General features: G+C 38.5%; 15 protein-coding genes. 10 read left to right on the top strand and 5 right to left on the bottom strand.

The genetic code is table 11. From position 1 onward, the window contains the following. Positions 1-76 precede the first annotated feature (76 nt). Positions 77-298 (top strand): hypothetical protein, encoded by a 222-nt coding sequence (locus tag AABJ44_RS00790; protein WP_074641792.1) that lies wholly within the window; start codon positions 77-79, stop codon positions 296-298. Positions 299-343: 45 nt separating this feature from the next. Here the strand turns inward: AABJ44_RS00790 and AABJ44_RS00785 are convergent, their stop codons facing one another. From AABJ44_RS00785 to AABJ44_RS00775, 3 genes are read right to left on the bottom strand one after another with little or no spacing between them, the layout of a single operon-like run. Continuing rightward, positions 344-922 carry a TetR/AcrR family transcriptional regulator gene (locus tag AABJ44_RS00785; RefSeq protein WP_074641794.1) on the bottom strand — a complete coding sequence of 193 codons (579 nt, stop codon included), beginning with the start codon at positions 920-922 and terminating at the stop codon, positions 344-346. Then, a complete protein-coding gene (locus tag AABJ44_RS00780; protein WP_338370021.1) occupies positions 912-1,979 on the bottom strand; it encodes an alpha/beta hydrolase in 1,068 nt (355 codons plus the stop codon). Before AABJ44_RS00780 ends, AABJ44_RS00785 begins: the two co-directional genes overlap by 11 nt. Before the next feature lie 23 nt (positions 1,980-2,002). Beyond that, positions 2,003-2,959 (bottom strand): hypothetical protein, encoded by a 957-nt coding sequence (locus AABJ44_RS00775; protein WP_338370019.1) that lies wholly within the window; start codon positions 2,957-2,959, stop codon positions 2,003-2,005. A 236-nt stretch (positions 2,960-3,195) separates the two neighbouring features. On the opposite strand from AABJ44_RS00775, the gene AABJ44_RS00770 reads away from it, so the two are divergent. The 3 genes from AABJ44_RS00770 (at position 3,196) to AABJ44_RS00760 (ending at position 6,739) form a co-directional block, all read left to right on the top strand. Then, positions 3,196-4,608: a tetratricopeptide repeat protein gene (locus tag AABJ44_RS00770; RefSeq protein WP_338370017.1), complete on the top strand. Its 1,413-nt coding sequence runs from the start codon at positions 3,196-3,198 to the stop codon at positions 4,606-4,608. A 164-nt stretch (positions 4,609-4,772) separates the two neighbouring features. Then, positions 4,773-6,014, top strand: coding sequence for a phenylacetate--CoA ligase family protein (locus AABJ44_RS00765; RefSeq protein ID WP_338370016.1), 1,242 nt, complete (start codon positions 4,773-4,775; stop codon positions 6,012-6,014). A gap of 35 nt (positions 6,015-6,049) precedes the next feature. Continuing rightward, positions 6,050-6,739, top strand: a complete 690-nt coding sequence (locus tag AABJ44_RS00760; RefSeq protein ID WP_338370015.1) for a DNA alkylation repair protein — start codon at positions 6,050-6,052, stop codon at positions 6,737-6,739. A 40-nt stretch (positions 6,740-6,779) separates the two neighbouring features. Here the strand turns inward: AABJ44_RS00760 and AABJ44_RS00755 are convergent, their stop codons facing one another. After that, the gene (locus tag AABJ44_RS00755) at positions 6,780-7,235 is read right to left on the bottom strand and encodes an NUDIX hydrolase (RefSeq protein WP_338370014.1); all 456 of its coding nucleotides are present in this window, start codon (positions 7,233-7,235) and stop codon (positions 6,780-6,782) included. Positions 7,236-7,427: 192 nt separating this feature from the next. After that, the gene (locus AABJ44_RS00750) at positions 7,428-8,771 is read right to left on the bottom strand and encodes an MATE family efflux transporter (protein WP_338370010.1); all 1,344 of its coding nucleotides are present in this window, start codon (positions 8,769-8,771) and stop codon (positions 7,428-7,430) included. Positions 8,772-8,946: 175 nt separating this feature from the next. On the opposite strand from AABJ44_RS00750, the gene AABJ44_RS00745 reads away from it, so the two are divergent. The 6 genes from AABJ44_RS00745 (at position 8,947) to AABJ44_RS00720 (ending at position 13,510) form a co-directional block, all read left to right on the top strand. Then, the gene (locus AABJ44_RS00745; RefSeq protein WP_338370007.1) at positions 8,947-9,738 is read left to right on the top strand and encodes a class I SAM-dependent methyltransferase; all 792 of its coding nucleotides are present in this window, start codon (positions 8,947-8,949) and stop codon (positions 9,736-9,738) included. 8 nt (positions 9,739-9,746) lie between these two features. After that, entirely contained in the window at positions 9,747-10,781 is a 1,035-nt protein-coding gene (locus AABJ44_RS00740) for a histidine phosphatase family protein (protein WP_338370005.1), read from the top strand. A 74-nt stretch (positions 10,782-10,855) separates the two neighbouring features. Continuing rightward, entirely contained in the window at positions 10,856-11,614 is a 759-nt protein-coding gene (locus AABJ44_RS00735; protein ID WP_338370003.1) for a CD3324 family protein, read from the top strand. A gap of 50 nt (positions 11,615-11,664) precedes the next feature. Beyond that, positions 11,665-12,168 carry an AAA family ATPase gene (locus AABJ44_RS00730; protein WP_338370001.1) on the top strand — a complete coding sequence of 168 codons (504 nt, stop codon included), beginning with the start codon at positions 11,665-11,667 and terminating at the stop codon, positions 12,166-12,168. A gap of 12 nt (positions 12,169-12,180) precedes the next feature. Further along, on the top strand, positions 12,181-12,693 hold the full coding sequence (locus AABJ44_RS00725) for a dTDP-4-dehydrorhamnose 3,5-epimerase family protein (protein ID WP_338370000.1): 513 nt from the start codon (positions 12,181-12,183) through the stop codon (positions 12,691-12,693). Between the two features lie 19 nt (positions 12,694-12,712). Further along, complete coding sequence (locus tag AABJ44_RS00720) at positions 12,713-13,510, top strand: NAD(P)-binding domain-containing protein (protein WP_338369997.1); 798 nt, start codon at positions 12,713-12,715, stop codon at positions 13,508-13,510. Positions 13,511-13,622 lie beyond the last annotated feature (112 nt).

Here is a 13,622-nt window from a genome sequence, read left to right as displayed (position 1 = left end):
TAAAATATTATTTCCTTTAGTGTTTAATTGCGTAGAATATTCAATTAAAAATAACCCCTAACAGGAGAGTATTCGGATGGTAACGAAAAAGGAAAAACTTGTTGTTGATAGCATGGATAAAGCTATCAAATCGTACATGGATGATAACTGTTCTCCCGAGGATTATACAAAACTGGTTTCTAAAATTGAAGAAGATCTTGAGGAAGCAGTTCGTCAGAAAACACTTTCAGAAGAAGAATTTGAAAATACAAATAACCTTCTGAATGAATTTGAAAGCAGAAAGAAAAAATCAGAATAATAAAAAAGATTGTCCGACAGGACAATCTTTTTTTATGCTCAGTAATTAGATTATTATATTCTTTATCTCTTCCTTCCAGTCGTGGCTCCATTTAACATTTTTCATAAATATGATTGAAGTCACACCCTGAACAGAAGACCAGATTCGAATAATATCCAGTTCCTTTTCATAGTCAGAAAGTCCTGGCTTTTTTTCATCAAAATAGCGGGTACACAAATCTTTTAGAAGTTTATACGGCTTAAATATATTTTCGTCTGAACTATGGAAGTCAAGATTCAGGTGAACATAGCCTCTCGAAAACAGGAAGGTAAAATATTCGGGATTATCTATAAAGAAAGAAACATAGGCAATTCCCAATGCTACAATTCTGGCTTCAACATCTGCTTCTGCTTTATTAACTGCCGCTTCCAGGTACTCTGTAAAGGCTTCTTCAACATACTGCTTTATGGCGGTAATCATCTCTTCCTTATTTTTAAAATGTGCATAAGGAGCTGCCATACTAACGCCACATTTTTCTGCCAGTTTTCTCATGGACAAGGAATCTTCCCCTGAGGTATTTATCATTTTGATGCCTTCTTCTATGAGGGCATTCCTTAAATCTCCATGATGATATTTATCTGACATGTTTGAGCATTGCCTCTATTACTAAATCATTTTCTTCCCACAGTGGTGAATGGGCTGAATTATAGAAAGTATAGAATGATTTTTCGGGAGCTTCAAGTTTTTCAAGAAGTTCTTTTGCCAGTGCCGGAGGGCAGGTGTAGTCATAATAACCTGAGAAAAAGTAAACCGGTATCAGGCAGGGCTTATCAGCTTCTACATGATAGCTGCGGTAAGCTGATTTTGAACACAGGATTTTGCCCTTCCAGTAATTGATTTTTTCCTGCGAAGTATAGCATTTTGCTGACATCTGTTTAAGAAAGATGTCTTTTGCATCTGAACGCATTTCCCGCGTTGTTGCACAGCCTGCACTAAGCAGGACATTTTCCCATTTTGCGGCAAGTTTCTTTTGCTTTTTGATTTTGAATTCACCCTCTTTTGTGTAGCCGGCAAGTTTGTTCATCTTTTTGAGAGTTTTTTTATTGTCAGTTTTTTCAAACTCGGCTTTCATAAAATTGTAGCCTTCTTCGTAGCGGCGTATGCCCTGAGTATAATCCTGTCCCATTCCAAAATAGCAGTAAAAATCTTCTGAATCAGTTTGCGCAAGATAAAGTCCAAGATGACTTCCGCTGGAATGAGCCATCAGATAGATTTTTTCCTGGTGATATCTTGATTTCAGATATTGAGCAACTTCTCGTGCATCGGCTGCAAGGCGTTCCAGAGAGATTTCTTCCGGTTTGATTTTTTTGTTGTAGGAAAGGCCTTCGCCAAGGTAATCCCAATAACAGACTGTAAAGTGATCGGCAAGTTTGTTCGGGTACTGTTCAGCGTAAACCTCGTTGAGCCAGATTTCCGGTACACCGGGACCACCGGAAATAAAAAGCAGCACGGGATTATTTTCATTTGTTGAAGTTATGAACATTCCGTTTAAGGCGCCGTTTATTTCTACCCCAAGCTTTCTTGTATTTTCGAGTCCTTTTGCCTTTTCTTCTATACCGACTTTAAGAGTTGCGCAGCCTGCCATATTCATCACTCCAAATGCGATTAAAACGCCGACTAATATCTTACTGTTTTTTTGCATCTATGATATCTCCTTAGGCTTTATTAGAACTTATACATTCCGGAAATTGTTGCATAAAAGCCACCGTCGTAATCCTTTGAGAACTTGTCGCCTTTTGTTCTCAAAATCTGCTTACCACCAAATGAATAACCGCCGCGAATTGTAAGTGCTGTAATGCTGAGTTCTCCATACACACAGTAATACTGATATTTCAACGAGTTCTCAGTGTTTATACGGAGCTTCTTCACATTACTTGCCACACCTGCAGAAACACTGACAAGTTCATTAAATGGCTCTTTTTTTACAGGATAACAGCTGAGTGCACAATCCCACTGCAAATCAACTGGTAAATCAAAACCTGCAAGAGCCGCAATTAAACATATACGGAACATATTTTCCGGAAACAGCATCAGATTAATCATAGGAAGTCCCGTCCATTCCATTTCTGTTTTTATGAATTGATTTTTGTACGCAAAATAAACCATAGGAAGCGGCACCACAAAAATATCAATCCCGCCAATTACAATTCCTGTATCTGTTGCAGCAAGTCCCCCACCTACCGCAAGCGTCATTGAATCATTCTTAATAAGTTCACGATTGTAAAACAAAAGTCCTTCATAGTTCTTATATGATTCAAAAGGATGAGCTCCCCTTCCTGTCACTTTTAATAAAAAAGTGTTCCTTCCAAATCCAATCTTTCCAAAAACATCCATTGAATGAAACTGTTTTTCTTCAAAATCTTCGAGACTTTTTGAAATTATGTCCTGTCCGTAAGAAAGACTTGCAGCAATTACATCCGGCATATTCGAACTATCCTCTTCATCTTTTTGATATTTAAACAACAGGGTACCAGACGGACTAAAAAGATAATTATCATCTTTTAATTGAAGTGCTCCAAATTCTGCCATTGGAATTATATTAAGTTCAGCGCACAGATTAAAAAGAACTACAGTACTTAAAAACAGAGCTGCGCTGAGCTTTTTCAGAATAATTTTAATCATTATAAATCTCCTTATATCTTAACAATGTTAAGTTTATATCATGGAATATAATGGTTAATCTTAACACTGTCAAGATTGTTTTATAAATAATAAAACACTCAACATTTTGGATTCTCGCTGATATAATTAGTCATATGATTTTTTGTAAACGCACATCTTCTAGCTCTATTTTTCGTTTAATATTGCTTATATTAGTTATTTCAATTACAGAAACTATCTCTGCCCAAAACAATAGAATGCAACATCCCTCAATTGAGCCTTCATTTACATTGGATCAAGTTCTCGTCGCAACAAGCAAAGAAAAATATTCTTCAGATGAAATTTTTAAACTGGCACTTTTATTTTCAGAATGTCCACTTGAATCTGAAACTGGTATTCGATGTTTAGAAAAGTTTGAATCAATAAAGACGGATGTAACAGCAGATTTGTTTATGGAACTCGATGTTCAGGAGCGTGGACGTAGAATTCTTAAATATCTTTATCAAAATTATCTGACAAAGTATAACTTCGATCAAACACGCATAGATGTAGCTTTAGAAACAGGAGTTTACAATTGTGTTTCATCAGCTCTGCTTTATCTTGCTGCAGCAAAAGCAGCTGGCCTTGATGTCCGCGGACAGAAAACTACACAGCATGCTTTTTGTTCTGTTTATATCCCATCAACAACACAGGGCCAATTAATTAAAATAGATGTAGAAACAACAAATCCTTATGGTTTTAATCCTGGAACAAAAGAAACAATCGAAAACGAAGAAAACATAAAGAAATATTATGTCGTTCCTAAGAAGTATTACTCTAATCGTTTAGAAGTCAGTGACGGAGTTTTTGCAGGATTAATTGCTGGAAATATTTGTTCAGACTGTATTAAACAAGGCGACTATAATCATAGCGTTCCTTTAGCTGCAGCCCGTTATGATGTTGTTCGTAATGAGAATTCGAAAGCAATAAGTGATGTTCGGCAGGAATTTGATGTTCTTGCTGCTAATTATGTAAATATAAATCCAGGTAATGCCAGTCTCTATTATGAAGTTGTTGAATGGTTTACAAACTTTATAGACCGATGGGGTATAACTCCTTTTCTACAGAAAAACATGGATAATGCATTCATTAACCTTCAGGTTCTTTGTGGAAAGGAAAAGAATTATCCTCTTTCATTAAAATCATTTAATCAATTCGAAACATATGTAACTCCACAGCAACTTTCAAAATCAGAAGAAATCAAAGCTGATATTCTTTTCTCAACAAATACGGAAAATGCTTCTCCTGATCTAAAGATTGATATTATAAATAAATTATTATCCTCAGAAGATTATCAGTCAGGGGCTTTCCAAAAGCGAGGAGCACTTTATCTGGAACAGGCATGGCTGGAAATACTTAACGAATACATGAATAAAAAAGAATATCAGACGGGAATTAAAAAAGCTGACGAAGCACTCACGCAGCTTCCACAAAATCCTAAAATCAAAAATATGCGTCAGTATTTCTACAGTAATTCAATTGCTATAATTCATAATAATTTTGCAAAAGAAGCAAATTCAAAAAAATACGACAAAGCTCTTCAAATTGTACAAGAAGGGCTTGAATTATTTCCAAACGATAAAACCCTAAAAAAAGATTTATCTGACCTACAAAAGCTTTTAAACCAATAAACGATACCTCACATGTTTCTATTGACAGATACATAACACTATGTTATTATGTTACTGTAAATAGAAACTAAAAAGCCGTTATATACAAGTTCGTCAAGGCACGCTACGCTTATAGCCTTGACAAACTTGTTTAATGGCTTTCCCTCAGGAGGATAAAGCCCATTATGAAACTTACAGAAACCCAACTCGAACAGATTCGCGCTCAGATTCGCCGCGTTAAGGCTTGCGGAAATCCTTTTTATACAGAGCGCTTTAAGAATGTAAATCCGGAAGATATTAAAACTCAGGAAGATTTTGAAAATCTCGTGCCATTCTGCTCTAAGCAGGATCTCCGCGATGCATATCCTCTCGGACTCGCATCAGTTCCAGAAGAAGAAATCGTACGTATCCACTCTTCAAGCGGAACAACAGGTTCTCCAGTAATCATTCCTTATACAAAGAAAGACGTTGAAGACTGGGCTACAATGTTTGCACGCTGTTACGAAATGGCTGGAATCACAAACAAAGACCGCCTTCACATTACACCAGGTTATGGACTCTGGACTGCAGGTATCGGTTTCCAGGCTGGTTGTGAAAAACTTGGTGCAATGGCTATCCCAATGGGACCAGGTAATACAGAAAAGCAGCTTCAGATGATGCAGGATCTTAAATCTACAGTAATCTGTGCTACATCCTCTTATGCACTCCTCCTTGCAGAACAGGTTGAAACACGCGGTCTCAAGGACAAGATTTGCCTTAAGAAGGGTATTATCGGTTCTGAGCGCTGGGGTGAAAAAATGCGCAACCGCATTAAGGATATTCTTGGTATTGAACTTTTTGATATCTACGGTCTTACAGAATGTTACGGACCTGGTATTGGTATCAACTGTCCAGGCGAAGAAGGAATCCATATTTTTGATGATTACATCTATATTGAGATTCTCGATCCTATAACTGGAAAACCTGTTCCTGAGGGAGAACTTGGAGAAATAACTCTTACAACTTTCGTAAAAGAAGGTGCTCCATTGTTCCGCTTCCGCACACACGACCTCGCAGCATTTATTCCTGGTGAATGTAAGTGCGGTTCAAAATACCCACGCATCACACCAATCATGGGCCGCAGCGACGACATGGTAAAGGTTAAGGGAAACATCATCTTCCCAAGTACAATCGAAGACGTAATCCGCAGCGTTCCAGGAACTTCAAGCGAATACCGCGCAGTTATCGAGCACGTTGATGGAAAAGATAAGATGACAATCTTTGTAGAAGTTGAAGGTGGTACAGACCGCACAGAAGCAGCTCTTACAATGACTTACAACTTCAAGCAGAAGTACAACATGACTCCTGAAGTAAAGATTGTTGGAATCGGCGAACTTCCACGCAGCGAAAAGAAAACAAAGCGTATCGAAGACAAGCGTTTCGACTAATAGATTTTCATAATAGCCAGCTGTATAATAGTTCTATGACAATCACAGAACTACAACAGCTGCTATTTGAATATGAAGATAAAAAGTATGCCGATTTTTCAGCAAAACTGATTCCAACCCTGCCACGGGAAAAATTTATCGGCATACGCGCTCCAGAGTATAAAAATATTCTGAAGCGAATAAAAGATGATCCTGTAATTCCTGAATTTCTTAATACCCTTCCCCATTTTTATAACGAAGAAAATATCCTGCATGTTCAGCTGATAAACAAGATTAAAGATTTTGATGATTGTGTGTCTGCCCTTGAAAAATTTATGCCATATATTGATAACTGGGCTGTAAATGATGGTGTAAATCCCACTTGCTTTAAGAAACACCGCGCCGAACTGATTGGCCTTGTACAGAAATGGATTTCTTCAGAAGCAACATATACCCGCCGCTGCGGTATGAAAGTTTTAATGTCAAATTATCTTGATGATGATTTTAAACCTGAATATCTGGATTTACCTGCAGCCTTACGCTCAGACGAATATTATGTAAATATGATGACTGCCTGGTTGTTTGCAGAAGCTTTGACCAAGCAGTGGGATTGTGCTGTGAAGTATATTCAGACTCACCGTCTGGATAACTGGACTCACAATAAAGCAATTCAAAAAGCCTGTGAAAGTTTCCGCGTACCGGATGAAAGAAAAGAATATCTGCGTTCTTTAAAAGTTAAAATCTGAAATAATTATTGTCCAAGAGCTTTGTACAATTACTGATGTATTATTTACCCGGATAACTGATTTCGTCGCCCCAGCTTTTTACTTCTTCGTAAAAGCCCGGAACCTGCATAAGGCCATAGCCCCACAAAAATGCACGGTCTTTTTCTGAAAGTTCGTCCAGACCAAGCCATAATACTTCTTTAAGCGGTGGATTTTCATTTCCTTCTTCTTCAGGATCGTAGCCTAATATCGGTTCCTGATCATCTGGGACTTTTACTTCAAAAGCATATTCTGTTCTGTTATGATTGTATAATTCAGAAAGCTTGCGAACTATTGTGCCATCAAGGCCACATTCTTCTTTGAGTTCGCGGATGGCAGTTTGTTCTGGTGTTTCACCGTCTTCTATTCCGCCACCGGGAATTGAATAGAAATCATCCTTTCCTTCGCTTGGGTAATTTAATTTTTCTACAAGAATTTTTTTATTTCTGATTACAAAAGCTACACTTCGATTTTTCATTTTAACTCCATTTATTCTTAAATATTGTTATATTATATCATAGAATAGGGAAATAGCCAGTTTTTAACCTAATGTACAGAGCTTTCCGCGAAGAATATAGCCGATTTTCATATAGCAGGCATTTGAAGATAGCCTTGCGTTGCGGCTTCTTGTCATAATGCATGTGAGAACAAAGAAAGTGTACTTGTTCTCTTATTTTAAGTCTTTTTTATAGTAAAGATAGAAAATCAGATTTACAAGCGATGTAATAATCCAGCTGAGCGGATAACTTACAAAAATTGTAAATGGTGAATAGAATTGGGGCATCTGGAAAATTACTCCAATCCAGAAAACACGGAATACACAGCAACCCAGCATTATCGAAATAACAGGCATAACTGAATGCCCGATTCCACGGATTGAGTTTCCAAGACAGTGCATAATTCCGCAGATGAAAATCGGCAGGAAAGTAACAGCCATTCGGCTGAGTCCCGCTTCTATTACATCAGGATTCTTTGTATAAATTGAAAGCAGCTGCCTTCCAAAAATATAAAACAGACTGCCGGCTATAAGACCGGTTACTGCCGTACAAAGAACACAAATTACAACTTCTTTTTTTATACGCCTTGTATTTCCCGCTCCAATATTCTGTGAACAGAAGGTCAAAGTGCCGGCAGTAAAACCATTCATAATCTGATAAAGAAAATCTTCAAGACTAACGGCCGCAGAGTTTCCTGCAATCAGTGCTGTTCCAAACTGATTTATTGAAGACTGAATCTGTACATTTGAAATAGAAAACATCACACTCTGAAGTCCGGCAGGCAAACCAACTTTTATGATTTCAATAAAGCTTTCTCGATCAATAGCAAATTTTCGGAAGTCAAAATGAAAATCATCTGTTTCACGGATTAAAAGTATAAGCACAAAAACTGCAGAATAAGTCTGCGAAATAACCGTAGCCCAGGCAACCCCCGCTACATTCATCTTAAATCCGATAACGAATAAAAGATTAAGCAGAAGATTTAAAAGCCCTGCACTGAACAGAATATAAAGCGGACGCTGTGTATCACCCTTTGCACGAAGCAAGGCACTTCCAAAGTTGTAAAGCATTGTTGCCGTAATACCGGAAAAATAGATTCGAAGGTATCGGGCAGAAAGCGGCAGAACCTCTTCCACCGTATGCATGCGAATCAGAATGAACTTAGAAAGAAAAAGTCCGAGCAGAGTAATACAGCCGCCACAAATTATCGATATCGCAATGGAAGTATGAACCGTCTTCTGAATTTTATCTGAATCTTTTGCACCAAAATGCCGGGCCGCAATTACATTAGTTCCAATCGCGAGTCCCATAAAAAGATTTATCAAAAGATTGATAAGAGAGGTACATGAACCGACAGCCGCAAGAGAAGCATCACCGGCAAATTGACCAACAACTGCTACATCCGCTGCATTAAATACAAGCTGAAGAAAATTCGAGCAAATTACGGGTATCGAAAATTTCAAAAGGTTACCGAAAATCGACCCCTGAGTCATATCAATCTGATTTTTTCTATTCATCAAGTCTACTTTAGAACTTTTTATCTTATTATGCTACAAAAAATATTAAAGGATAACTTTAATTGAGTAAGCTTATCGCAGATGATAGAATTATTAAATGCACTTCTTTCAGTGTATTAAAAAAATCAAATGAAAGCCTGATTATTGCAATATTATTTCAGAAGGAGAACGCAGCATGGAAATCAGAGACAAGAGAATTGATGACGGAAAAGCCTTTGACTGGGGAAAGACTTCAAAGGAATATGCAAAGTTCCGCGATATTTACCCGGAAGAGTTTTACAAAAAAATTGTAGACCGTGGTCTTTGCGTAAACGGCCAGAAGGTTCTGGATCTTGGAACCGGTACCGGTGTTGTTCCCCGCAATATGTATAAATACGGCGCTCATTGGACAGGCACTGACATTTCTCCTGAGCAGATTGAGCAGGCAAAATTACTGGCAGCTGACGGCAATATGAAAATTGATTTTATTGCAAACGCAACCGAAAATCTTGACTTCCCAAAAGAAAGCTTTGATGTAATTACCGCGTGTCAGTGTTTCTGGTATTTTGACCACGAAAAGGTTATGCCTGTTCTTGCTGATTTTCTTAAGCCGAACGGAAAGCTTGTAATCTTATATATGGCATGGCTTCCGGATGAAGACAAAATTGCAGGTGCCAGTGAAAAAATGATTCTAAAGTACAGTCCTAAATGGTCTGGCTGCGGTGCAACACGTCGCGAAAACTGGGTGCCTGATGTTGCCTATAAATATTTTGATAAAATAGAACACGAAGAATATGACCTCAAGGTTCCGTTTACAAAAGAAAGCTGGCACGGCCGTGTTAGAGCAAGCCGCGGAATTGGAGCATCACTTAATCCAGAAGAACTTGCAAGATGGGATGCAGAACACCGCGCCCTCCTCGATGAAATCGCTCCCGAGAAGTTTGATATTTTACACTACGGTGCAATCACAGTTTTACAGAAAAAATAGGAGAAACAATGACAAAAGTTTATTTTATCAGACATGCAGAACCGGATTTCACAAATCATAATGATTTATTGCGCCCATTGTCTCCAAAGGGAATGCAGGACAGAAAAATTGTTACAGACTATCTTAGCGATAAAAATATTGATGTCGTACTTTCAAGTCCATTTAAAAGGGCTGTAATGACGATGGAAGATTTTGCCGGTAAGTACGGATTCAATATTGAAACAATTGATGATTTTCATGAAAGAATTGTTGGTGGCGAATGGATAGATAACTTTCATGACTTTTCAAAAAATCAGTGGACAGATTTTGATTATAAACTTGAAGGTGGAGAATGTCTTCACGAAGTTCAGGCCCGCAATATTGCTGCTCTCAAAGAAGTACTTCGTAAATACGAGGGAAAGAATATTGCGATTGGAACTCATGGAACAGCTCTTAGTACAATAATCAATTATTATGATAAATCTTTTGGCTATGAAGATTTTGAAAAAATCAAAGACGTCATGCCGTGGATTGTTGCCTTTGAGTTTGACGGAGAAAAATGTGTGAGTATAAAAAATCTTAAAAAGCCTGAGCTTTGGGATGCTTATAATTCTGATTATAAAAAACTTGAAGGCATTACGTTGATTCGCGATGATGAAACTAATTTCCCAGAGGGCGCTTATCATCTTGTGTGTGAGGTTCTTGTTCGTCATGTTGATGGAACTTACCTTTTGATGAAGCGTTCACCTAACAAAAACTGGCCGGGCATGTGGGAAGCAACCGCAGGTGGTTCTGCATTGAAAGGTGAAACTGATGTTGAAGGAGCACTCCGTGAACTCCGCGAAGAAACTGGCGTAATTGCAGAAAAGCTTGAGTTCCTCAGTAAAGACCTTGGCAAATATTGCTGGCATGTAAGATTTTTGTGTATAACTGATTGTGATAAGAATTCGGTTCAGCTTCAGGAAGGCGAAACCTGTGATTATAAGTGGCTGCCGGCTTCTGAGATTCTTGCAATGTCTGACAAAGAACTTCTCGGTTGGGAGATGAGGAAACATATTGTGTAAAAAACTTATATAATTAAACTTGATATATAACTGGTATAGGACTTGAGATAGAATCTCTTTTGTAAGGTGACAGAATGAAGTACAGAAATGCACAGGACATTTTTCCGGAAGCTCTTTTGAAACAGATTCAGCGATATGTTTCTGGAGAGACAATTTATATTCCGGCCGGAAACGGAAAAAGATCCTGGGGCGAAACTTCGGGTTATCAGCAGTTTATCCGTGAAAGGAACGCAGCAATAAAAGCTGATTTTGAAGCGGGACAAACAATTGAGGACCTCATGGAAAAATACTGTCTTTCTTATGATTCAATAAAAAGAATCGTTTACAGCAAGAAGGAGGTTTCTATGTTAAAGTACAGTGCAACTTTAGAATCGGCAAAAGCGTATGCAGAAGCAGAAAAGCTTGATGCCTGGATTCATTTATATTTGAACGAGGAAGGACGCAATATTCCTTTTTCTGATGGCTTAAAAAAATACGACAGATATTATTTCAGTCCGGCTCTTGTGCCTCTTAAGTTTTTCAAGAGATGCTCGGGCCCTGAACCAGAGATGAAGTATCGTGTTGATGCAGGATGGTGGGATCATAAGCTTAGTGAGTTGAAAAAGACAATCGAAGCAACCCCTGACTTTGTGAATAAATGCGCACCGATGTTTGTTGAATACACAGGCGGCGAGTTTGTTCTGAATGACGGCAATCATCGTCTTCAAGCCTACAAAGACCTTGGTTATGAAAAAGCCTGGGTTCTTTTCTGGATTACAGAAGAAGACGAATATCAGGACTTTTTGAAAAAGTACGGCGAGTATGTAAAAGACTGCGTTATAATTAGAAAGTAAACATACGGTGGTTGAGCCTGTCGAAACTACCATTTGATGGAGATTAAATTATGAAAATTATATGTGTAACCGGTGCCTGCGGTGTCGGAAAATCTACGATGCGCGACTTTGTGGGCGAACGTCTCGACGAGAAGCTCTTTGCCTGCATCGATACTGATGAATGCGGAATCAACTGGCATGATTATGCGAATACAGATCATCCGGAAGGATACGCAAATGCTTATCTTGCTGAGGCTGTTCGTCGTGCAGCAGGACGTACTCTCGTACTTTTCGGCTGTACAAATCCGATGGATTATATCACCAAAAATACAATTCCAGACGAGGTTGAAGCAACTTACTTTGTAACCCTGGTTGCAGATGATGAAGTGATTCGGGAGCGCCTGCTTGCCCGCCCGGCTGAGCGTGGTTTTTATGAAGGCAATATTCCGCCTCACATTGAATACAACCGATGGTTCCGCCGCAACCGTGGCAAGTTTCCGCTGCAGTTGGATACCGGAAAACTGAGCCAGGAAGAAACTGCAGACAGGATTGCAGAGTTTGCAAAGCATCTGTAAACTGAATTGTAAATGGAACTGATAAAAACAATTTTTGACTGCGTGAAAATTTACAAACTCAATTCCCGTTCGGATAATCGTGGTTCGATGACTTATGTTTATGAAGATGGCATTGAAGGTTTTGAAGCAAAAGAATCGCGCCTGTACACGATGTCCAGAAAGGGCACTTTCTTTGGGATTCATTATCGCGAAGAAGCAGACCCGCTGACAAAGTTTATTTCGGTGGTGAAGGGCCGAGGCCTGGATTATGTTATTGATTTACGTAAGGATTCGGCCACTTATCTGAAATGGGAAGAAATTGAATTATCAGAAGAAAATGCGCTTGCAGTTTTAGTTCCAGCTGGAATTGGTCATGGATTTCTGGCCATGGAAGATAACACGATGCAGTTTTTTGCAATCGACAAGAGCGGCACGGATGGACATTCAAAGCAATTAAATTATACAGAAAAGAAAATCAGCTTAAAGCTTCCGATTCCAGTTTCGGATATTTCAGATTATGATTTGAATGCACCGTTTTTAGACTAGCGAAAGGCAGGTAAAAAATATGAAGATTGGAATTACTGGTTATGGAAGTATGGGTCGAATGTTCGTTGAAAAATTGTCAAAGAACACAGATGCAACGCTTTACGTTTATAACAGGACTATTGAAAAATTAAACGGATTGGCTCCGGAAATCAACGTTTGTTCAAGCAATGCTGATATTGCCTCGAAGGTTGATATTCTTATTATGTGTGTGCCACCGTTTGATATTAAACAGGTGCTTACAGAAATAGCTGATTCAATACGCGATGAGACGCTGATTGTTTCATTGAACGGCAGTGTGTCTTTTGCTTCAATGCAGAAAATTGTAAATCATAAAATGGCAAAGCTGATTCCAAGCCTTACTGCAGAAATTGAAAAATCACAGACTTTGTTTTGTTTTAATGAAAAGGCCAGTGAGGACGATAAAAAAAATCTCATGTCGCTTTTTAAATGCATGGGCGATGTAATTCTTCTTCCGGAAAATGAAATGGGAATGGGCTCGGAGCTTGTTTCCTGTATGCCGGGATTTATCGCTTCAATTTTTGATGTACTGTGTTCGGCTGCACGCGAGAATACTTCGCTCCCTGACGAGCAGATAGTTTCAATGGTTCTCAACACAATGTGCGCAACCGGCGAATTGATGCTTTCTAAAAATATGAACTTCGAAGAGATAGTTTCACGAGTTGCAACAAAAGGCGGTATTACCGAAGAAGGAGCAAAGGTTATTTATGAAAAGTTCCCGGAAATTGCCGGAGAACTCTTTGAAAAAACTCTTGAGAAACGCCGGCAGACCACATTGAAAGCAGAAGAATTATTCTAGTTTTTGCCTAAGTGTAACATTTTATGTTACAAAAATTCCTCAAAAAGCATATATCAGTTGGTAGATTTGACGCATATCATGTGCAATAATAAAGCTACCAGCTGGAAAGGAA

Origin of the sequence: Treponema bryantii (genome assembly GCF_036492245.1) — a bacterium.
In the GTDB taxonomy this organism is placed as follows: Bacteria; Spirochaetota; Spirochaetia; order Treponematales; family Treponemataceae; genus Treponema_D; species Treponema_D bryantii_C.
The sequence above is the reverse complement of the archived record's forward strand: the minus strand, read 5'-3'. Positions and strand labels throughout refer to the sequence as shown.